This is a genomic window from Acidovorax sp. 94 (genome assembly GCF_003634645.1).
GTDB lineage: Bacteria > Pseudomonadota > Gammaproteobacteria > Burkholderiales > Burkholderiaceae_C > Acidovorax > Acidovorax facilis.
Window position 1 is genome coordinate 2248810 of record NZ_RBJA01000001.1, and the last position, 19873, is coordinate 2268682.

Genomic DNA, 19873 nt, shown 5'->3' on the forward strand with positions numbered 1-19873 from the left:
TGGCGTGTCCTCAGCCGGTCTACTGCCTTATTTTCCCAAGACAGTCACCTGCACCTCCGTGCGGATTTCAAACCCCAGGCTCTCGTACAAGGCAATGGCGGCTTCATTCGTGGTCCAGGCATGCAAAAAGGGCTGGTCCCCCCGCTGTTGAATGGCGTGGGCCACCACGGATGAAAGCCGGCGGGCATAACCGCGCCCTCGAAACTCGGGGTGGACACACACGCCGCTCACTTCGGTGCCGCCTTCAAAACGCATGCGTTCACCCGCCATGGCCACCAGCACACCTTCGGACCGGATGCCCACAAAGCGGCCCATGGTGTGGGTGCGCACAAGGAACGGGCCGGGCTCAGTCAACTGCGCCAGGGCCACCATGGCAGCAGCATCGGCATCCCCCAGCACGACGACGGCCTCCGCGCCGGGCTCGGCTGCGATAGCCCGCCCGGCCACCATCTGCACGCCCACGGCGCGGCGAAGGGCCTGCAGCCCCTGGGGCACCGGCATGGGCTGCGCTTGCAGCACGAAGACCGATTCCCCCTCGGCCACCAGACCGGCCAGCGCGGCAAGGCTGGCGTCATCGGCGTCATCCCGGGCCGAAGCAAACAGGTTGACGTCCCGCCGGTAGCGCTTGGCCAGGTCGCCACCTTCTGCCAGGCCGGGCGTGGAGGTCAGCGATGCCCAGACGGGCCGGTCGAAGGGGTTGGTGGTGGTCATCGTGCTGTTTCCTTTCCTGGGGCACGGGGAGTTTTTTGGCGACGGCCTGTGGCGTGCTCTGCGGCGATGGTGGCAGCCGAGCGCTGCAGCAGCGAGGTGCGCGCAAGCCCCGCCTCCAGCGCCTCCAACTGGTCCAGCAAGGGGCCTTCAAGCGACGCACACACCTGGGCTACGGAGGCTTCCAGCACGGGCCAGACATCGCGTTGCGCCCGCTGCACAAGTGCCTGGCCTTGCGAGCTGAGCGCCACGCGGCGCACACGCCGGTCACCCTCCACCGCCTCCGACTGCACCAGCCCGCTGTCTTCCAGCCCTTTCAAGGAGCGCGTGACCACCGGCTGGCTGACGCCGACGGCCTGGCTCAGCTCGCCCACCCCCAGCGCACCATGCCAGTCCAGCGCCGCCAACAACGGGAAGTGCGCTGCAGGCATGTCGATGCCGTGCTGGGTCAGCAGTGCCTGCGTTTGCGCCTGCAGCGCCTCACCAATACGCTTGAAGCGGGTGCCGAGGGTGAGGAATCCGAGTTCCTTGACGACATCTTGGATCATGTTTTTTCCTTAGATATATATCATGATATGTATTTGACAGGCCACGTCAATCGATTTCTTCGCGGCTGCCCTGGCACTGCTTGCCAGACTGGTTCAGCGCGCAAAAACAAAAGCCTGCGGACGATCTCGCAGGAAGGCTCCTGAAAGATCGCGCGCAGGCTTTGACTTGGCCACACCCGCAGCCGGGCTGCGCGCGACAGCCCTGCCGCGCCAGCTCTCCGGCGTTTCGTCCTTACACGTTCATGATCGAGACCAGGCGCGTGTTCAGGTGCGCCTCGATGGCCTCGGGGCCGCCTTCCGAGCCATAGCCCGAATCTTTCAACCCGCCAAACGGCAGCTCGGCCGCGGGCGCGGCGGCCTGGTTGATCCACAACATGCCCACTTCCAGGCGCTGCGCCAACAGGTGCGCGTTCTTCAGCGACGAAGTGAAGGCATAACCGGCCAGGCCAAACGGCAGGCGATTGGCTTCGGCAATGGCGTCTTCAATCTTTTCAAACCCGCGAATCGCGGCCACGGGGCCGAAGGGCTCTTCATTCACGATGCGGGCCGACAGGGGCACGTCGTTCAGCACCGTGGGCTGGAAGAAGTTGCCTTCGCTGCCAATGCGCTCGCCACCCGTCACCAGCGTGGCGCCCTGCTGCACGGCGTCGGCCATCAGGTCGGCCATCGCCGTGATGCGGCGGGGGTTGGCCAGCGGGCCCATCTGCGTGCCGGCCGTGAGGCCATCGCCCACCTTCAGGCCCTGCGCGTACTTGGCGAAGGCAGCCACGAAATCGGCACGGATGCTCTCGTGCACCAGATAGCGGGTGGGCGAGATGCAGACCTGGCCTGCGTTGCGGAATTTGGCCCCGCTGCCGATCTTGATGGCCAGTTCCAGGTCGGCGTCTTCCGCAATGATGACCGGTGCATGGCCGCCCAGCTCCATCGTCACACGCTTCATGTGCTTGCCAGCCAGCGCGGCCAGTTGCTTGCCCACGGGCGTGGAGCCGGTGAAGGTGACCTTGCGGATGATGGGGTGCGGGATCAGGTAGCTGGAGATTTCAGCGGGGTCGCCATAGACCAGGCCCACGGTGCCTGCGGGCACACCGGCATCGGCAAACGCGCGGATCAGCTCGGCGGGGCTGGCGGGGGTTTCTTCGGGTGCCTTGACCAGAATGGAGCAACCGGCGCCCAGCGCGGCGGCCAGCTTGCGCACCACCTGGTTGATGGGGAAGTTCCAGGGCGTGAAGGCCGCCACGGGGCCCACCGGGTCCTTCAGCACCATCTGCGTGGCCTTGAGGTTGCGCGAGGGCACGATGCGGCCATACACACGCAGCGATTCGTCGGCAAACCATTCGATGATGTCGGCAGACGCCATGGTCTCGACCTTGGCCTCCGCCAGGGGCTTGCCCTGCTCTTGCACCATGATGGCGGCAATGGCCTCGGCGCGCTCGCGCATCAGGGCCGCTGCGCGGCGCATGGTCTTGGCGCGCTCGGCGGCAGGCATGTCACGCCAGGCTTCAAAGCCCTTTTGTGCGGCGTCCAGCGCGCGGTCCAGGTCGACCTTGGTGGCATGGGCCACGCGGCCGATTTCCTTGCCCGTGGCGGGGTTGAACACGGCAAGGGTCTTGCCTTCAGCGGCGTCTTGCCACTGGCCTGCGATGAAGAGCTGGGTGTTGGGATAGGTCATGAGCGTTGGTTGGTCAGCCAAGGTGGTGAAAAAATCAAAAAAACGACTATACGCCTGCGATGATGGCTGTGTATTTCAAGGAGATTGCATGCGAGAAGTAGTCCAAAGCCTCGAAGAGTCGCGCATCCGCGAAGTGGCCAACGAAGGCCTGGGGCGCAGCGATGTGCTGAAGTTCTGGTTCGGCGAGAGCGACGAGGTGACGCCCGATTTCATCCGCGACGCGGCCATTGCCTCACTGCAAAAGGGCGAGACCTTTTACGCCCACAACCTGGGTCTGCCCGAACTGCGCCACGCTATTGCGGGCTACATGCACGGCCTGCACCCGCAGCAGCACACCGATGCGTGGTTTGACCGCATCGCAGTGACGTCCGGCGGTGTGAACGGCCTGATGGTGGCCGTGCAGGCGCTGGTGGACGCGGGCGACGAGGTGGTGCTGGTCACCCCCGTGTGGCCCAACCTGGTGGCGCAGCCGCGCATTCTGGGTGCGCAGGTGCGCACCGTGCCACTGGTGGCCGACGTGCACGGCGCGTGGCAGCTGGACATGGATACGCTGCTGGCCGCCATCACACCTGGCACGCGCCTGCTGGTCGTCAACGCACCCAACAACCCCACGGGCTGGACGCTGACGCGCGAGGAGCAAGCCACCATCCTGGCGCACTGCCGCCGCACGGGCACATGGATCCTGGCGGACGAGGTGTATGAGCGTCTGTACTACGCGGGCGACACGGCCAATGGCGCGGCCCCCAGCTTTCTGGACGTAGCCGAGCCGGAAGACCGGCTGGTGGTGACGCACAGTTTTTCCAAGAGTTTTTTAATGACCGGCTGGCGCCTGGGGTGGCTGGTGTTGCCGCCATCGCTGACGCATGCCGTTGGCAAGCTGATCGAGTTCAACACTTCGTGCGCGCCGGTGTTCGTTCAGCGCGGGGCCACGGTGGCGCTGCAGCGCACGGAGGAGGTGACGCCTGCGCTGGTGAACCATCTTCGCAACTGTCGAGACACGCTGGTGCCGCTGCTGGCCGATGTGCCGGGAGTGTCGGTGGCCACGCCGCGTGGGGGCATGTATGCGTTCTTCCGCATCGACGGTTACGACGACTGCCTGACGCTGGCCAAGCTGCTGGTGCGGGAGGCGGGGTTGGGGTTGGCGCCGGGCAGTGCGTTCGGGGGCGAGGCACAGGGGTGGTTGCGGTGGTGTTTTGCGAGCCGGGATGTGGGGAGGTTGGGGGAAGGGGTGGGGAGGTTGAGGGGGTGGTTGAAGGGGTGATGGAAAGGGATTTTTGAACGATTTTGGCTGCTGGCGCTTTTGGAATAAGCGCTAGCAGCTATTGTTTTTATAGTTATTGGGGCTCTCCTTCCCGTTCGCGCTGAGCTTGTCGGAGCCGGTGGAAGCTCGTTCTCTAGTTTGGGCGGCGTGCTTGGGTTGAGGGCAGAGGCCGGGATGTCGCCCCGGCGGGCGAGTCCCTTTCTTTCGCGTCGCCGAAAGAAAGGAACCAAAGAAAGGGCGACCCTACTGTCTGCGACCCCTTCGCTGCGCTGCGGGGCAACCTGGGGTGCTCGGTCACGGGGTGCACCGCAGAACTCGCTGCGCGCCTGCGGCGCTCCGCTCGGACAACTGCGGTGAGTCAGTTCACGAAGCATGCGCGCTCCGACGCCCATGCCACCCCGCGCCCTGCGCGCCCCAGGCGCATCCAGAAGGGAACCCGGGGGAGCGGACATCCACACGGGCCATTGCTTCGCTCGGCCCCATCTCGCGGGCGCAAGCGCCACGCGCTGCGACGGCAGGGCCGAGCGCAGCGATGGCCCGAAGGGCAGTTTGGCTGTTCGGATGTTCTGCTGCCCCACCCCTGCTGGCTGCGCCTGCGGCGGGGCGGTTGCGGGGTGGCATGGGCGTCGAAGCGCCCATGCCTTGTTAACTGACTCGCCGTGGTTGTCCGAGCGGCGCTGCGCAGCAGCAAAGCGAGTTCCACGGCGCACCCCGCAACCGCCCCGACGCAGGTTTGCCCCGTAGCGAAGCGCAGGGGCCGCAGACTGGGGGTCGCCTTTCTTTGGCTTACTTTTCTTTGGCGAAGCAAAGAAAAGTGAGTCGCCCGCCGGGGCGACAACCCGGCCTCCGCCCTCAACCCCAGCATGCTTTTCAAACCAGCACGCCAAGGCTTCGACAAGCTCAGGCCGAACGGGTCCCCAAGAACAAAGAACTACAAAAACAATAGCTGCCAGCGCTTTATAGATAAGCGCCAGCAGCCGAAATCACTCAAAAAAACTACTGCGACACCTGCGCCACCTTCACAGCAGGCTGATCCCCCCACCCGCCTCCAAGCGCCCGAATCAACCCCACCGTCGCCACATACTGCGCCGTCCGCACCTGCAACTCCTGCCGCCGATTGCGCAATTCGCTGCGCCGCGCGTCCAGCAACTCCAGCTGACTCACCAAGCCATTGCGATACCGCACATCCGACAACTGCGTGGCCCGCCGCGCCGCAGTCACCGCACGCCCTTGCGCCTCGGCCTGGCCAGACAACAAGCGCAGCGAGGTCAACTGGTCCTCAACGTCACGAAACGCGTTGAGCACCTGCCCCCGATGGTCCGCCAGCGCAGCCTCCAGGCGGGCCTTGGCGCCCTCGATCTGTGCATCGCGCTGGCCGCCGTCAAAGATCGGCAGCGACAGCAGCGCACTCACGCCCCAAGCACGGGCCGACCACTTGAACAGGTCACCCAGCTCGGGCGACGCATGCCCCGCATTGCCGGTGAGCGTGACGGCCGGGAACCACGCCTTCTGTGCCACGCCCACGCGTGCCTGCGCGGCCAGCACGGCAGTTTGCGCGGCCGACACATCGGGCCGGCGCGCCAGCACCGTGCCGGGCACGCCCGGCGGAATCACCGGCAACGCGGCATCGCCCGTTGCGGGCGGCAGCACAAAGCCGCTGGCCACCTCGCCGGCCAGCACAGCCAGCGCGTTGGTCAGCAAGGCCTGCTGGCGCTGCAAGCCCAGGGCATCGGACTCGGTGGCCGCCACCTCGGTCTGCACACGGGCCACGTCCAGCTCGGCCACATCGCCGGCTTGCAGGCGGCGCTGTGTCAGGCGCAGGGTGTCCTGGTAAGCGGCCAGACTCTCTTGCACCAGCACCTGCTCGGCCTGCACGGCGCGCAGTTGCAGGTAGGTTTGCGCCACATCAGCCTGCACCATAAGGCGCGTGCTCTGCAGCAAAGCCTCGCGCGTGTCGGCGTCCAAGCGCGCGGCGTCGCTGGTTTGCGAGAGGCGGCCGAACAGGTCCAGCTCGTACGAGGCATTGAGCCCCGCCGTGCCCAGCGTGGATGGCACCACGCTGCCCGTGCTGTTGGCACCGGCCTGGCGCGCAACGCCCGCCGAGGCGCCCACTTGCACCGAGCGCGCGGCGTCAGCAGAACGCAGCAGCGTGCGCGCTTCGGCCAGCCGCGCGGCGGCCTGCTGGATGCTGGTGTTGGCCTGGCCCGCGCGCTGCACCAGGTCGGCCAGCACCGGGTCTTGAAAGCCCAGCCACCACTCGCCGCGCGGCTGCGCCTCGGCGGGGACGGCCACCGTCCAGGGGGCCGTGGGCAGCGCGTCGCCCCCTGCCGTGAAGCTGGCGGGCACGGGCACACCCGCATGCGGCGCGGGGGCCACGGGCTGGGTCATGCAACCGGCCAGCACCAGGGCGGCGGCCAGGGGCGCCAGCAGGCTGCGCTTGCGCACGCCAAAGGCAGCACCCTCGGTGGAGTTTTTCTTCAATAGCAAATCGGTCATGGTTGTTCTCCTGCCCCAGTCGTTACGCCCGCTGCATTCGGCAGCGCGGAGCACGTGGCGAGGGCCACAAAGATTTTTGTTGTCACCGTTTTCAAAAGCATCATTCGTGCTCCTTGCGCGGCGCTGCCAGCACCGGGTGGGCAATGCCGCCGCTGCCCGGGGTGTGCGAGATGGGCGCCACATGCGCGCCATGCTCCACCAGCGGGCGGTTGCCTGCCAGTTTGCGCAGCAGCACGTAGAACACGGGCGTGAGGAACAGGCCGAAGGCCGTCACACCAATCATCCCGGCGAACACCGCCACGCCCATGGCGCTGCGCATTTCGGCGCCGGCACCGGTGGACAGCACCAGGGGCAGCACACCCATGACGAAGGCCAGTGAGGTCATCAGGATAGGACGCAAGCGCAGACGGCTGGCTTCGATGGCGGCCTGCACGGGGGTGCGCCCGGCAAACTCCAGTTCGCGCGCAAACTCCACGATCAGGATCGCGTTCTTCGCTGACAGCCCCACCAGCACGATGAGCCCGATCTGCGTGAACACGTTGTTGTCGCCGTTGCTCAGCCACACGCCGGTCATGGCCGCCAGGATGCCCATGGGCACGATCAGGATGATGGCAATCGGCAAGGTGAGGCTTTCGTACTGCGCGGCCAGCACCAGGAACACCAGCAGGATGGCCAGAGGGAACACCAGCACGGCAGAATTGCCCGCCAGGATTTCCTGGTAGGTCAGCTCGGTCCACTCGAAGGTGATGCCCTGGGGCAGCGTCTCAGCCGCGATGCGCTCGATGGCGGCCTGCGCCTGGCCCGATGAATAACCGAGTGCAGGGCCGCCGTTCACATCAGCAGCCAGGTAGCCGTTGTAGCGCATGGCACGTTCGGGGCCGAAGCTCGGCTCCATCTTCATCAGCGCCGACAGCGGCACCATCTCGCCGGTGCTGGAACGCACCTTGAGCAGGCCCACATCTTCAGCCCGCGCGCGGTAGGCCGCATCGGCCTGCACGCGTACGCTGTAGGTGCGGCCGAACTGGTTGAAGTCGTTGGCATAGAGGCTGCCCAGGTAGATCTGCAGCGTGTCGAAGATGTCCGTCACGGGCACGCCGAGCTGGCGTGCCTTGGTGCGGTCGATGTTGGCGTACAGCTGCGGCACATTGACCTGCCAGCTACTGAAGATGCCGGTCAGCTCGGGCGTCTGGTAGGCCTTGGCCATGAAGGCCTTCACGGCGCCGTCCATGGCTTCGTAGCCCAGCGAGGCACGGTCTTCGATCTGCAGCTTGAAGCCTCCCGTGGTGCCCAGGCCCGCCACCGGGGGTGGCGGGAACATGGCGATGAACGCGTCCTGAATGCTGCCAAAGGCCTGGTTCAGCTGGCCTGCCACGGCGCCGCCGCTCTGGTCGGCGCGGGTGCGCTCGGCAAAGGGCTTGAGCGTGGCGAACACGATTCCGGCGTTGGAGCTGTTGGTGAAGCCGTTGATCGACAGGCCCGGGAAGGCAATCGCGTCTTCGACGTTGGGGTTCTCCTTCATGATCTCGCCCATGCGGCGGATCACGTTCTCGGTGCGGTCCAGCGTGGCGCCGTCGGGCAACTGCGCAAAGCCGATGAGGTACTGTTTGTCCTGCGCGGGCACGAAGCCGCCGGGCACGATCTTGAACAGGCCCATGGTGGCCCCCACCAGCGCGAGGTAGATCACGAACATCAGCGCCTTGCGGCCGATCACGCGCTTGACGCCGCCGCTGTAGGCCTCGGAGCCACGGTGGAACAGGCGGTTGAAGCCGCGGAACAGGCCACCGAACACTTTGTCCATGCCGCGCGTGAGCGCGTCCTTGGGCTCGTTGTGGCCCTTGAGCAGCAGTGCTGACAGGGCGGGCGACAGGGTCAGCGAGTTGATCGCCGAGATCACCGTGGAGATCGCGATGGTCACCGCGAACTGCTTGTAGAACTGGCCTGTGAGGCCACTGATGAAGGCCAGCGGCACGAACACGGCCACCAGCACCAGCGCAATCGCGATGATGGGGCCGGACACTTCACGCATGGCGCGGTAGGTGGCCTCGCGCGGGGTCAATCCCGCCTCGATGTTGCGCTCCACGTTCTCCACCACCACGATGGCATCGTCCACCACAATGCCGATGGCCAGCACCAGGCCGAACAGGCTCAAGGCATTGATCGAGAAGCCCAGCAGGTGCAGCACCGCAAACGTACCCACCACCGACACCGGCACAGCCAGCAGCGGGATGATGGACGCGCGCCAGGTCTGCAGGAACAGGATCACCACCAGCACCACGAGGGCGATGGCTTCGAGCAGCGTGTGGATCACGGACTTGATCGAGGCACGCACGAACTGCGTGGGGTCGTACGCAATGCGGTACTCCACACCTTCGGGCATGTTCTTCTGGATCTCGTCCATGGTGGCGCGCACGTTCGACGAGATGTCGAGCGCGTTGGAGCCCGGCGCCTGGAACACGCCCATGCCCACGGCCGGGTCGTTGTTGAGCAGCGAACGCAGCGAGTAGTCGGCCGCGCCCAGCTCCAGGCGGGCGATGTCGCGCAGGCGCGTCACCGCGCCGTCGGCACCGGTCTTGACGATGATGTCGCCGAACTCTTCTTCGGTCTGCAGACGGCCCTGCGCGTTGATGGACAGCTGCAGGTCCACGCCGGGCAGTCCGGGCGATGCGCCCACCACCCCGGCAGCGGCCTGCACGTTCTGGCCGCGGATGGCGGTCACCACGTCGCTGGCCGACAGGCCGCGCTGCGCGACCTTTTGCGGGTCGAGCCAGACACGCATGGAGTAGTCGCCGCCGCCGAAGATCTGCACCTGGCCCACGCCGCCGATGCGGGCGAGGCGGTCCTTCACATTGAGCACCGCGTAGTTGCGCAGGTAGTCGATGTCGTAGCGGTTGTTGGGCGAGACCAGATGGACCACCATGGTCAGGTCCGGCGCGCTCTTCACAGTGGTGACGCCCAGGCGGCGCACTTCCTCGGGCAGGCGCGGCTCGGCCTGCGAGACGCGGTTTTGCACCAGCTGCTGGGCCTTGTCGGGATCAGTGCCCAGGGCAAAGGTCACGGTCAGCGTCATCACGCCGTCGGTGGTGGCCTGGCTGCCCATGTAGAGCATGCCTTCCACGCCGTTGATGGATTCCTCCAGCGGCGTGGCCACGGTCTCGGCGATCACCTTGGGGTTGGCGCCCGGGTACTGGGCGCGCACCACCACGGACGGCGGCGCGACTTCAGGGTATTCGGAGATGGGCAGACCGCGCAATGCGATCAGCCCCCCGAGGAAGATGAGCACCGACAGCACCCCGGCAAAGATGGGGCGGTCGATGAAAAAACGGGACAGGTTCATGGATGCAAATTCCTGGTGTCCAGCGCGCTCAGGCGGCTGGCGACTTGGCGGCGTTCTTGGCTTCCTTGCGATCACCCGCAATCTCGGCCTTGGCGGTCATGGGCACAGGCTGTGGCGCCACCACGGCGCCGGGGCGCACGCGCTGCAGGCCGTTGACGACGATGTTCTCGCCCGCCTTCAGGCCCGAGGTGACCACGCGCAAACCGTCAATCGGCGCGCCCAGGGTGACCTCGCGGTACTCGGCCTTGTTGCCCTCGCCCACCACCATCACGAACTTCTTGTTCTGGTCGGTGCCCACCGCACGTTCGTTGATGAGCAGCGCCTGCGTGTTGCGGGCCTGGCCCATGCGGACGCGGGCAAACTGGCCGGGGATGAGCGAGCCGTCTTCGTTGTCGAACACGGCGCGCACGCGCACGGTGCCGCTCTTGGCATCGACCTGGTTGTCGATGAGCTGCAGGCGACCGGCGTGCGGCGTGCCGCCCGCAGTGCCGGTGCCCATCTGCACAGGAATGCGCTCGATGAGCTGGCGGGCGCTGTTGCCGCGCTGGCCGCTTTGCAGGTCGGCCAGGGCCTTCACCACGATCTGCTCATCGGTGTCGAAGCTCGCGTAGATGGGGCTCACGGAAACCAGCGTGGTCAGCACGGGAGCGCCCGGACCGGCCGCCACCAGGTTGCCCACGGTGACTTCGATGCGGCCCACACGGCCCGCCACCGGGGCGCGCACCTGGGTGTAGCCCAGGTTCAGCTTCGCGGTCTGCAGCGCAGCCTGGGCGGCGCGCAGGTTGGCATCGGCTTCGCGCTGGGCGTTCAGGCGCTCATCGTGCTCGCGCTGGGCGATGGCTTTTTCTTCGAGCAGGCGCGTGGCGCGCTCCAGTTCGCTGCGGGTGTACGACACGCGTGCCTGTGCAGCCACCACCTGGGCTTCGGCGCGGTCCACTTCGGCGGCGTAAGGGGCGGGGTCCACCGTCACGAGCAGCTCGCCCTGCTTGACCAGCGAGCCTTCGCGGAAGTGCACGGCCTGCACGGCGCCCGAGACGCGCGGGCGCACGTCCACGCGCTGCACGGCTTCGAGGCGGCCGGAGAACTCGTCCCACAGGGCGATGTCTCTTTGGAGCACGGCCGCCACCGACACCGGCATGGCCGGGGGCGCAGCAGGGGTGCCATCGGCCTGGGCGGCGGGCGCCTGGAACACAAGGATGATGGCGGCCACGGTGGCCGTCACAGCAGTGGCAAGGGTGGCCAGTCCCAGCGGGCGGCTCTTGGAGAGAGGATTGGAGTTCATGGTCGTTTCAATCGTTAAGGCCGCCCTTGTGGAGCGAGCCGGTGGAGGTTTTCTGCCGCGCCCCGGTAGGTGGCGTTGTGCCGACAAGAGTCAAAAAAGGTGTCACAACCGTGGGCAGATGGGCAGTCTCGGCAATGACACCGTGGCAAAGTCAAGGCCCCGGCAGCACACCGCCGGGACACTGAGAACCGACGTCAGAAGACGCGGCAACACTGTGTGTTGTGACAGCCGTGGCTGCAGACAGGCAAGTCGCCCAACGGGTTGTTCATGGTGTGATTTCCTCCGTATGTATCGTTGACATCAATGGCACCTGCCCGCCGTCTGCGCCCTGATGGGCTCGGCGTGCAGAAATACGTGGGCAAAGCTTCTCCCTCCGGCACGTGTGGGCCGGAAAAATCAGCGTTGATAACCAGGTGGTTGGCGGTAAGGCCGCAGTATCAAACCTCAACCAAAGTTGAGGTCAATGACTTTCTGGAGACAGCCTTGCCGGGTTCAGGGTCTCAGGAAGGCACCGGACATCGGGTGGCTTCAAAGAACAGGCGGAACTGTTCCTGCGCACCGGTTGCGCAAGGGCATTCGTGGGGGCCGGTTTGCAGCAAGGCATCGGGCCACTGCGCCGTTTTCGAGAAAACATGGCGGGTCACCTGCAGGCCCGCCGCCTCCAGCCGGGCGGCATAGGCCAGTGCCTCATCGTGCATGGGGTCGGTGTCGCCCACCAGCACCAGCGTAGGCGGCAAGCCGGCCAGACGGTGTGCTGCGGCAGGCACTGCATAGGGGTGCTCGGCATCGCGCGGGCAACGCAGAAAATTGCGCCAGCCTTCGGCCCATTTGCAGCCAGTGGCATTGCCCGTGGCTTCGCGCAGCGAGGCTGTGCCCACACACGGGTCCAGCATGGGCGAGAGCAGGATCTGCCCGGCCAGCGGCGGGTGCGACTGGTCGCGCGCCATCAGCCCCACAGCCGCAGCCAGATTGCCGCCCGCTTCTTCACCCGCCAGGTAGACCAGTGCACCTTGCCCGCCGAGCTTGGTGCGGTTGCGGTGCACCCACTTGAGCACGTCATAGCCCGTGTCCACCGGCTGCGGGAACGGGGTGAGCGGGTACGCCACCGACACCACAACGGCCCCCACACCTTCCAGCAGCGAGGCCACGGTGCAGCCGTTGTCCAGCCCCCCCGAGGTAAATGCGCCTCCATGAAAATGCACCACCACCGGCGACGCCTGGCCCGTCTTCTTGCGCCCATACATGCGCACGGCCACATCCTGCCCCTTGGTCACTTCAATAGTGGAGTCGGAGCACACGGAGGCGGCCTTGCCCCCTTCGGTGGGTTTGGCAACGGGTGGCAATGTGGAAGATAGCGAGGACGGCTGGTCGGGCTGCATGGCATGTACCCATTGGATTGACGATGGATGAAATGTAGTGGCTCGGGCCTTTCAGATAAACAGGTCAAACACCACCGCACTGTTTCCAAAAGCTCAACAATCAAACGACAGTGCCCGTGTGAGAATTCCGCAGCACCCACTGGTGGGTGCTGACGTTCCAGATTCAAGGAGAAGCCATGGACCAAATACAGGCCATGCGCATATTCGTGCGGGTGGTGGAGGCCGGCACGTTTACCCGGGCAGCGGATTCGCTATCGCTACCCAAAGCCACCGTGACCAAGCATGTGCAGGCGCTGGAGGAGCGCCTGCGCGTAAAGCTGCTCAACCGCACCACGCGGCGCGTGACAGTGACGCCCGACGGCGCCGCCTACTACGACCGCACCGTCCGACTGCTGACCGACCTGGATGACATCGAGGCCAGCATGACCAATGCACGCGCCAATCCGCGCGGTCGCCTGCGCATCGATGTCGGCACGTCGGTGGCACAGCTGCTCATCATTCCGAACCTTGCAGAGTTTCATGCACGGTACCCGGACATCCAGGTGGACCTGGGGGTGAGCGACCGCATCGTGGACCTGATCGGAGATAACGTGGACTGCGTGATTCGCGGTGGCGAGCTCAGCGACCAGTCGCTGGTGGCGCGGCGGGTGGGCAACCTGGAGTTCATCACGGTGGCATCGCCCGACTATCTGGCGCGCAAGGGCACGCCCACCCATCCGCTGGAGATCGAGGAAAAACACGCCAGCGTGATCTATTTTTCTCCGCAAAGCGGCCGGCACTACCCGCTGGAGTTCGTCAAGGGCTCCGAATCCATCGACATCACGGGTCCCTACCAGTTGAGCGTGAATGAAGCCAATGCCTATGTGACGTCCGTGCTGGCGGGGCTGGGTATCGGGCAGATCACCAGCTACCAGGCGCAACAACACCTGCAAAATGGCGCCCTGGTGCGGCTGATGCCCGAGTGGACCCAGCCGCCACTGCCTGTGTACGTGGTGTATCCACCCAACCGCCACCTGAGCGCCAAGGTGCGTGCGTTTGTGGACTGGGCGGCCGAGCTGTTTCAGCGCGAGACCCACCTGCAACGCACGCAGTGAAGGCATTCCACAAAGGCAGGCAGGGGCCTTTATGCTTGGGCCCATGAACGCTACCGAGTCCACCCCCACCCCTGACGCGCGCACCACCGAGGGCAGCCACACCGCGCAAGCTGCTGAACCCACACCTCCAGCAGCTTCTGCCAAACAGCCCCGCAACCCCCTGCACGGCGTAACGCTGGAAGCCATGGTAGTGGGCCTGGCAGACTATTTTGGCTGGGACGAGCTGGGCCGACAGATCCCCATCCGCTGCTTTCAGATCGACCCCAGCGTGGGCTCCAGCCTCAAGTTTTTGCGCAAAACCCCCTGGGCACGTGAGAAGGTCGAGAGCCTTTACCTCTTCATGCTGCGCGACCAGCGGCGCAACGCGCAAGAATGACTGGTAATGCGCGCTACCACGCCCCAAACATCGCCAACCCCGAATGCGTATTCGGCACGGCTGAGCGCACGGTATCGCAATTTTCTGGTCCCCCTGCTGACGCTGGGCGTCATCGGTGGGCTCAATGCTTTGCTGGCGGCTCAGTCCGGAAGGGGTGATGCGGGATGGTGGCCTGTGGCGTGGCTGGCAACCATGTTCTTGGGAGTTTTCTTCAGTGCAGCCTTCATGGCCATGGCGGGTCGCCGCAAGCTGCCGGTGGCCTACGGCATCGCTCTGGGTGCGACTGTAGGTCTGGGGCTGACGACCTATGGGTTTCTGCAGACGAGCCTGCACGCCCCTTGGGGCGCAGTGATGCCCGACTGGCTGCGTGGCGCGCAGGCAAGAGCCTGGCTGGGCTCTCCCTGGGCACCGCTCATTCCCTACGCAGCGGGGCTGGCCTTGCATGGCGCGGCCATGCTGGTTTTCAATCGCCGGACGTCACCAGAAAATCGCGGCTGATGCCGCCACCCAGGTCGTTGACCCGGTCCAGGAACTGCGTGAGGAACGCGTGCAGGCCCGTGGCCAGGATCTCGTCGATGCGACCGTACTGCAGGTCGGCCAGCAAGCGCCCTGCCCTGCGGCTGGTTTCGGCGGACTGCCCGTTGGCCAGAACGGCCAGGTTGTCCACCACCTCGCGCAGGCAGGCGTGCAGCGATCGGGGCATATCGCGGCTCAGGATCAGCAGGTCGGCCACGCGCCCCGGCGTGATCACATCGCGGTAGACCTTGCGGTACACCTCGAACGCCGACACGCTGCGCAGGATGGCGCTCCAGTGGTAGAAGTCGCTCTCCTGGTTGCGGTCGCTGGGGCGGCCGAAGAAGTCGTTCTTGACCGCGTGGAACTTCACATCCAGCAGGCGCGCGGTGTTGTCCGCGCGCTCCAGGAAGGTGCCCATGCGCAAAAAGTGAAACGCCTCGTCCTGCAGCATCGTGCCGAGCACCACACCGCGTGAGAGGTGCGAGCGGTACTTCACCCATTCAAAGAACTGGCCTGGGTCGCGCTCAAAGGCGCCACCCTCCAGCTGGCGGTGCAGCTCCAGCCAGGTCTGGTTCTGCGTTTCCCACACCTCGGTGGTCAACGCACCGCGCACGGCCCGCGCGTTCTCGCGCGCGGCACGCAGGCACGACAGGATGGACGACGGGTTGTTGCCATCGTGCACCATGAACTCCAGCACGTTGGCGGGCGTCACTTCGCCATGCTTGGCGGTGTAGGCAGGAATCAGCTCGCTGATGGACAGCAGGCCCTCCCAGCCTTTCTGCGCCACATCGGCAGCCTGGGGCAACAGGGAGGTCTCGTAGCTCACATTGAGCATTCTTGCGGTGTTCTCAGCCCGCTCGGTGTAGCGGGACATCCAGAACAGATGGTCGGCGGTGCGGCTCAGCATGCGCCCTCCTTGATCGAGCAGGGCTGAGAACCCCGCACGTGCTGCGCACGCACGCGGTGTTGTGTCGAAAGCCCCATGGCATGGGGCTTTTCAGCCCGCTCGGTGTAGCGGGACATCCAGAACAGATGGTCGGCGGTGCGGCTCAGCATGTTCAGAGGCTCCCTTGCGATTGACTTTGCGACTGGCCCTGGGATTGCGATTGCGACTGGGATTGCACGGCCTTGGGTTGCGCGGCAGGCGCACCCTCGCCCAGCACCCAGGTGTCCTTGGTGCCGCCGCCCTGCGACGAATTCACCACCAGCGAGCCCTCTTGCAGTGCCACGCGCGTGAGGCCCCCTGCGGCCATCTGCACCTCGCGACCGCTGAGCACGAAGGGGCGCAGGTCGATGTGGCGCGGGGCGATGCCGCTTTCCACATAGGTCGGGCAGCTCGACAGGCTGAGCGTGGGCTGGGCGATGTAGCCCGCCGGGTTGGCCAGCAGGGCACGGCGGAAGTCCTCGATCTCGGCCTGTGTGGCGGCCGGGCCGATCAGCATGCCGTAGCCACCGGCACCGTGCACTTCCTTCACGACCAGGTCCTTCAGGTTGGCCAGCACATGCTGCAGATCCTCCTGCTTGCGGCACATCCACGTGGGCACGTTCTTGAGGATGGGCTCCTGCCCCAGGTAGAAGCGGATCATCTCGGGCACGTAGGGGTACACCGACTTGTCGTCGGCCACGCCCGTTCCCACGGCGTTGCAGATGCCCACGTTGCCTGCGCGGTAGGCCTCCATGAGACCGTGGCAGCCCAGCGTGGAGTTGCGGCGGAAGACCTGCGGATCGAGGAAGTCGTCGTCCACCCGGCGGTAGATCACGTCCACCCGCTGCAGGCCGCGCGTGGTGCGCATGTAGACGAACTTGTCCTTGACGACGAGGTCCTGCCCTTCGACCAGCTCCACGCCCATCTGCTGCGCGAGGAAGGCATGCTCGAAGTACGCGCTGTTGTGCATGCCGGGCGTGAGCACCACCACCGTGGGCTCGTCGGCCGCTGCGGGCGCGCTGGCGCGCAGGGTTTCGAGCAGCATGTCGGGGTAGTGGGCCACGGGCGCCACCTTGTGCAGGCTAAACAGCTCGGGGAACAGCCGCATCATCATCTTGCGGTTTTCCAGCATGTAGCTCACGCCGCTGGGCACGCGCAGGTTGTCTTCCAGCACGTAGTACTCGCCCTCGCCCTGCGCGTTGGGCGCGCGCACGATGTCGATGCCGGCAATGTGCGCGTAGATGTTCTGCGGCACATGCAACCCGGCCATCTCGGGCCGGTACTGCGCGTTGTTGAGGATGAGGTCGGCGGGCACAATGCCGGCGCGGATGATGTCCTGGCCGTGGTACACGTCGTGGATGAAGCGATTGAGCGCCGTGACCCGCTGCACCAGCCCCTGCTGCATGCTGCTCCACTCATGGGCCGGAATGATGCGCGGAATCAGGTCAAACGGAATCAACCGTTCATTGCCCGCGCCGCCCTCGTCCTTTGCGCCGTAAACTGCGAAGGTAATGCCCACGCGCCGGAAGATCATCTCGGCTTCGGCCCTGCGGGCCTGCATCACATCAGGGGGCTGTTTGCTCAACCACTGCGCGTAGCGCTTGTAGTGTTCCCGCACATCGCTGCCATCAAAAGGCAGCATGGCGTACATCTCGTCAAATTTCTGCATGAACTGGCCTCCTGAAGACAGGATAGCAAGTTGCGCGCCCACACTCTGCAAACGGCCCCTGGTGGCACTACGGCATCGCGCCTGCTGAGTCCGCCCGGGGCGCCATCTGGTGCTGCCAGTAGCGTCGGCCCGCATCGCGTTCACACCCTATCGCTGCGGGTTTGACAGAGGCCCAGGTCGCGGCGCCGCAGCGCGAAGACTCCACCACCTCGATGTCGCGAAGGCGATAGCGCTGCAACACCTGCGGGGCTGGATGGCCAAAGCGGTTGCGGTACCCGGCTTGCACCAAAGCAGTGCGCGGCTGGACGGCATCCAGAAACGCCGGGGATGACGATGTCTTGCTGCCGTGGTGGGGCACCAGCAGCAGGTCGGCCTGGAGCGCCGCACCGCGCGCCAGCAGGGCCTGTTCCTGCGGGGCTTCGATGTCGCCCACCAGCAAGGCCGACACGCCCTGCGGCCCGGCGGAGGTGATGCGCAGCACACAGCTCAGCGCATTGGGGCGCACGCTGCGCACCGCCGCGTCGTCCGGCTGCGGGTGCAGCACTTCGAAGGCCACACCATCCCACTCCCAGCGCTGGCCCGCCAGGCAGGGCTGGACTGGGCGCAAGGCCTGCAAGGTGTTCTCTGCCTCGATCGAGCCCAACAGCTCCGCATGCGGCTGCTGCGCCAGCACCGCGGCCGCACCGCCGGTGTGGTCTGCATCGCGGTGGCTGAGCATGAGGGTGTCCACGCGCTCCCCCAGTGCCCGCAGCAACGGCACCAGCACGCGGTGGCCCGCGTCGCTCTCGCGGCTGAAACGCGGCCCTGCGTCGTACAGCAGCGTGTGGGTGGCGGTGCGCACCAGCACCGCATTGCCCTGGCCGATGTCTGCGGCCAGCAGTTCAAACTGCCCTGCCGCCGGGCGCACCGGCTGCCACCACAGCGCGGGCCACAGGAGGGGAAATGCCAGCAGCCGCAGCCGCCAGGGCAGGCGCGTGGCCAGCAGCGCGCCTCCGGCCACGGCCAGCATGCCCGCCCACAACGGCGCGGCAGGCAGGAAGACCACGGCCCAGGGCCACAACGCCAGCCATTGCAGCAGGGCTGCCAGCGGCTGCAAACTGAGGGCGGCCAGGCTCCACAAGGGTGCCCACAGCACGCCGCCCAACGCCAGCGGGGTGACCACCAGGGTGACCCAGGGAATCGCCACCAGGTTGGCGGCAAAACCCACCACCGACACCTGGCCAAACAACAGCAGGGTCAGGGGCGTGAGCGCCAGCGTCACCACCCACTGCTCCCGAATCAATGCATAAAAATGGTGCCTAGCGCTGGATGGATAAGCGCTACCAGCTATTGAATTAGTAGCAAACAGAATACCCACCGCCACAAAGCTCAGCCAGAAGCCCGCCTGCGCCAACGCCCACGGGTCTGCCACCACCACGGCCGCACACGCCCACAGCCACACCTGCGGCCAGGGCCAGCGGCGGCCGCTGAGCTGCAGCACGGCAATGGCCGCCAGCATGATCACCGTGCGCTGTGCAGGCACGCCCCAGCCGCTGAACAGCGCGTAGGCTGCCGCCAGCACCACCCCGGCAGCCAGTGCTGCAGAGGGCGCGGGCACCGCCAGGCACAGCCGGGTGGAACGCCGCCACAGGGCACCCACCACCAGCGCGGCCAGCCAGGCAAACAAGGTGATGTGAAGCCCGGAGATGCTCATGAGGTGAGCCACGCCCGTGGCGCGGAACACATCCCAATCGGCACGGTCAATGGCGCGCTGGTCACCCGTCACCAAAGCCGCCACCACGCCCGCAACGCGCGTGCGGGCCGGGTCACTGCCATCCTGGTCGCCCGCCAGGCGCTCCAGGATCGCATCGCGCACCGACTGCCGCGCCCGCTCCACCGGATGCAGCCAGGTTGCAGCCACAAACTCCGGCGGCTCGTCCTTGGGCCCTGCACGCACGTAGCCTGTGGCCTGCACGCCCTGCTCCCACATCCACAACTCGTAGTCAAAACCATGGGGGTTGCGCAGCCCGTGCGGCGCCTTCAGGCGCACCGTCAACGCCCAGCGGTCGCCGGCTTTCAGGGCGGGCGGTGGGCGCTGCAGGTCCACGATTCCGGCCGCATCGCGGAACGGGCCGCCGTACCAGGCCACATCGATGCGCGGCGGCAGCGTCACCGGGGCACCGTTCAGGCGCGCGGCCTCCACGTCCACGCGGATGCGGGTGCCAGCCTCGTTGGTCTGCGGCATGGCCGCCACCACGCCGGTCACCCGGATGTCCTGGCCCTCCAGCGCGGGCGCGAGACCCTGGGCCGCATAGTCCACAGCGCGCAGCCCACACAGGGCGAACATCACCAGCACTCCGGCGCCCACCGCCAGCGCGGTGGCGGCATGAGCGCCCCATCTGCGTCGCCTGGACGCTGCCCGCGCGCACCCGCCCACCACACACGCCGCCACCAGAACCGCCCCGTAGACCACCCCGGGCCACAACACCGGCTGCTGCAGCTGCAGCGCGGCCCCCAATACGGCCCCCAGCAGCCACGCAGGCAAGCGCCAGGGAACGGCGGCGACCATCGCGGAGCTTTCGCTGGCCACGGCGCCATCCAGGCCCACAGGGGCGGAGGGAATGGCATTAGGGGCGC

The 19873-nt window shown here is 66.3% G+C and carries 15 protein-coding genes; 4 read left to right on the top strand and 11 right to left on the bottom strand.

Going from position 1 to position 19873, the window contains the following annotated elements:
* Nucleotides 1-27 precede the first annotated feature (27 nt).
* The 3 genes from C8C94_RS10370 to C8C94_RS10380 all read right to left on the bottom strand — a co-directional run bounded on the left by C8C94_RS10370 (nucleotide 28) and on the right by C8C94_RS10380 (nucleotide 2925).
* A complete protein-coding gene (locus tag C8C94_RS10370) occupies nucleotides 28-711 on the bottom strand; it encodes a GNAT family N-acetyltransferase (protein WP_121420661.1) in 684 nt (227 codons plus the stop codon).
* On the bottom strand, nucleotides 708-1256 hold the full coding sequence (locus C8C94_RS10375; protein ID WP_055399548.1) for a MarR family winged helix-turn-helix transcriptional regulator: 549 nt from the start codon (nucleotides 1254-1256) through the stop codon (nucleotides 708-710). Before C8C94_RS10375 ends, C8C94_RS10370 begins: the two co-directional genes overlap by 4 nt.
* Nucleotides 1257-1488: 232 nt before the next feature.
* A complete protein-coding gene (locus tag C8C94_RS10380) occupies nucleotides 1489-2925 on the bottom strand; it encodes an NAD-dependent succinate-semialdehyde dehydrogenase (protein WP_121420662.1) in 1437 nt (478 codons plus the stop codon).
* An 88-nt stretch (nucleotides 2926-3013) separates the two neighbouring features.
* On the opposite strand from C8C94_RS10380, the gene C8C94_RS10385 reads away from it, so the two are divergent.
* The gene (locus tag C8C94_RS10385; protein ID WP_121420663.1) at nucleotides 3014-4186 is read left to right on the top strand and encodes a pyridoxal phosphate-dependent aminotransferase; all 1173 of its coding nucleotides are present in this window, start codon (nucleotides 3014-3016) and stop codon (nucleotides 4184-4186) included.
* A gap of 996 nt (nucleotides 4187-5182) precedes the next feature.
* Here the strand turns inward: C8C94_RS10385 and C8C94_RS10390 are convergent.
* The 4 genes from C8C94_RS10390 to C8C94_RS10405 all read right to left on the bottom strand — a co-directional run bounded on the left by C8C94_RS10390 (nucleotide 5183) and on the right by C8C94_RS10405 (nucleotide 12677).
* A complete protein-coding gene (locus tag C8C94_RS10390; RefSeq protein ID WP_233573446.1) occupies nucleotides 5183-6682 on the bottom strand; it encodes an efflux transporter outer membrane subunit in 1500 nt (499 codons plus the stop codon).
* A gap of 100 nt (nucleotides 6683-6782) precedes the next feature.
* Nucleotides 6783-10016, bottom strand: coding sequence for an efflux RND transporter permease subunit (locus tag C8C94_RS10395; protein ID WP_121420664.1), 3234 nt, complete (start codon nucleotides 10014-10016; stop codon nucleotides 6783-6785).
* A gap of 28 nt (nucleotides 10017-10044) precedes the next feature.
* The gene (locus tag C8C94_RS10400; protein WP_055400929.1) at nucleotides 10045-11298 is read right to left on the bottom strand and encodes an efflux RND transporter periplasmic adaptor subunit; all 1254 of its coding nucleotides are present in this window, start codon (nucleotides 11296-11298) and stop codon (nucleotides 10045-10047) included.
* Between the two features lie 500 nt (nucleotides 11299-11798).
* On the bottom strand, nucleotides 11799-12677 hold the full coding sequence (locus tag C8C94_RS10405; RefSeq protein ID WP_176886528.1) for an alpha/beta hydrolase: 879 nt from the start codon (nucleotides 12675-12677) through the stop codon (nucleotides 11799-11801).
* A 176-nt stretch (nucleotides 12678-12853) separates the two neighbouring features.
* Between C8C94_RS10405 and C8C94_RS10410 the strand changes: the two genes are divergently transcribed.
* From C8C94_RS10410 to C8C94_RS10420, 3 genes are read left to right on the top strand one after another with little or no spacing between them, the layout of a single operon-like run.
* Nucleotides 12854-13771, top strand: coding sequence for a LysR family transcriptional regulator (locus C8C94_RS10410; protein WP_055400927.1), 918 nt, complete (start codon nucleotides 12854-12856; stop codon nucleotides 13769-13771).
* Nucleotides 13772-13814: 43 nt separating this feature from the next.
* Nucleotides 13815-14147, top strand: a complete 333-nt coding sequence (locus tag C8C94_RS10415) for a VF530 family protein (protein WP_121420665.1) — start codon at nucleotides 13815-13817, stop codon at nucleotides 14145-14147.
* Nucleotides 14148-14153: 6 nt separating this feature from the next.
* Nucleotides 14154-14645: a hypothetical protein gene (locus C8C94_RS10420; protein ID WP_121420666.1), complete on the top strand. Its 492-nt coding sequence runs from the start codon at nucleotides 14154-14156 to the stop codon at nucleotides 14643-14645.
* On the opposite strand, the gene C8C94_RS10425 is transcribed toward C8C94_RS10420, so the two are convergent.
* The 4 genes from C8C94_RS10425 to C8C94_RS10440 all read right to left on the bottom strand — a co-directional run bounded on the left by C8C94_RS10425 (nucleotide 14611) and on the right by C8C94_RS10440 (nucleotide 19805).
* Nucleotides 14611-15570: an alpha-E domain-containing protein gene (locus C8C94_RS10425; RefSeq protein WP_055400923.1), complete on the bottom strand. Its 960-nt coding sequence runs from the start codon at nucleotides 15568-15570 to the stop codon at nucleotides 14611-14613. The two genes, C8C94_RS10420 and C8C94_RS10425, sit on opposite strands and share 35 nt — an antisense overlap.
* Nucleotides 15564-15719 carry an alpha-E domain-containing protein gene (locus tag C8C94_RS10430; protein ID WP_121420667.1) on the bottom strand — a complete coding sequence of 52 codons (156 nt, stop codon included), beginning with the start codon at nucleotides 15717-15719 and terminating at the stop codon, nucleotides 15564-15566. Before C8C94_RS10430 ends, C8C94_RS10425 begins: the two co-directional genes overlap by 7 nt.
* 2 nt (nucleotides 15720-15721) lie before the next feature.
* Nucleotides 15722-17257, bottom strand: a complete 1536-nt coding sequence (locus C8C94_RS10435; RefSeq protein WP_055400921.1) for a circularly permuted type 2 ATP-grasp protein — start codon at nucleotides 17255-17257, stop codon at nucleotides 15722-15724.
* A 67-nt stretch (nucleotides 17258-17324) separates the two neighbouring features.
* On the bottom strand, nucleotides 17325-19805 hold the full coding sequence (locus C8C94_RS10440) for a DNA internalization-related competence protein ComEC/Rec2 (protein ID WP_121422798.1): 2481 nt from the start codon (nucleotides 19803-19805) through the stop codon (nucleotides 17325-17327).
* Between the last annotated feature and the right edge of the window lie 68 nt (nucleotides 19806-19873).

What these genes read in the sequence shown, in the direction of transcription:
- C8C94_RS10405 (WP_176886528.1), bottom strand. Translation starts at nt 12,677, where the DNA reads ATGCAGCCCGACCAGCCGTCCTCGCTATCTTCCACATTGCCACCCGTT.
- C8C94_RS10375 (WP_055399548.1), bottom strand. Translation starts at nt 1,256, where the DNA reads ATGATCCAAGATGTCGTCAAGGAACTCGGATTCCTCACCCTCGGCACC.
- C8C94_RS10390 (WP_233573446.1), bottom strand. Translation starts at nt 6,682, where the DNA reads ATGACCGATTTGCTATTGAAGAAAAACTCCACCGAGGGTGCTGCCTTT.
- C8C94_RS10410 (WP_055400927.1), top strand. Translation starts at nt 12,854, where the DNA reads ATGGACCAAATACAGGCCATGCGCATATTCGTGCGGGTGGTGGAGGCC.
- C8C94_RS10415 (WP_121420665.1), top strand. Translation starts at nt 13,815, where the DNA reads ATGAACGCTACCGAGTCCACCCCCACCCCTGACGCGCGCACCACCGAG.
- C8C94_RS10385 (WP_121420663.1), top strand. Translation starts at nt 3,014, where the DNA reads ATGCGAGAAGTAGTCCAAAGCCTCGAAGAGTCGCGCATCCGCGAAGTG.
- C8C94_RS10370 (WP_121420661.1), bottom strand. Translation starts at nt 711, where the DNA reads ATGACCACCACCAACCCCTTCGACCGGCCCGTCTGGGCATCGCTGACC.
- C8C94_RS10440 (WP_121422798.1), bottom strand. Translation starts at nt 19,805, where the DNA reads ATGGTCGCCGCCGTTCCCTGGCGCTTGCCTGCGTGGCTGCTGGGGGCC.
- C8C94_RS10395 (WP_121420664.1), bottom strand. Translation starts at nt 10,016, where the DNA reads ATGAACCTGTCCCGTTTTTTCATCGACCGCCCCATCTTTGCCGGGGTG.
- C8C94_RS10435 (WP_055400921.1), bottom strand. Translation starts at nt 17,257, where the DNA reads ATGCAGAAATTTGACGAGATGTACGCCATGCTGCCTTTTGATGGCAGC.
- C8C94_RS10380 (WP_121420662.1), bottom strand. Translation starts at nt 2,925, where the DNA reads ATGACCTATCCCAACACCCAGCTCTTCATCGCAGGCCAGTGGCAAGAC.
- C8C94_RS10420 (WP_121420666.1), top strand. Translation starts at nt 14,154, where the DNA reads ATGCGCGCTACCACGCCCCAAACATCGCCAACCCCGAATGCGTATTCG.
- C8C94_RS10400 (WP_055400929.1), bottom strand. Translation starts at nt 11,298, where the DNA reads ATGAACTCCAATCCTCTCTCCAAGAGCCGCCCGCTGGGACTGGCCACC.
- C8C94_RS10425 (WP_055400923.1), bottom strand. Translation starts at nt 15,570, where the DNA reads ATGCTGAGCCGCACCGCCGACCATCTGTTCTGGATGTCCCGCTACACC.
- C8C94_RS10430 (WP_121420667.1), bottom strand. Translation starts at nt 15,719, where the DNA reads ATGCTGAGCCGCACCGCCGACCATCTGTTCTGGATGTCCCGCTACACC.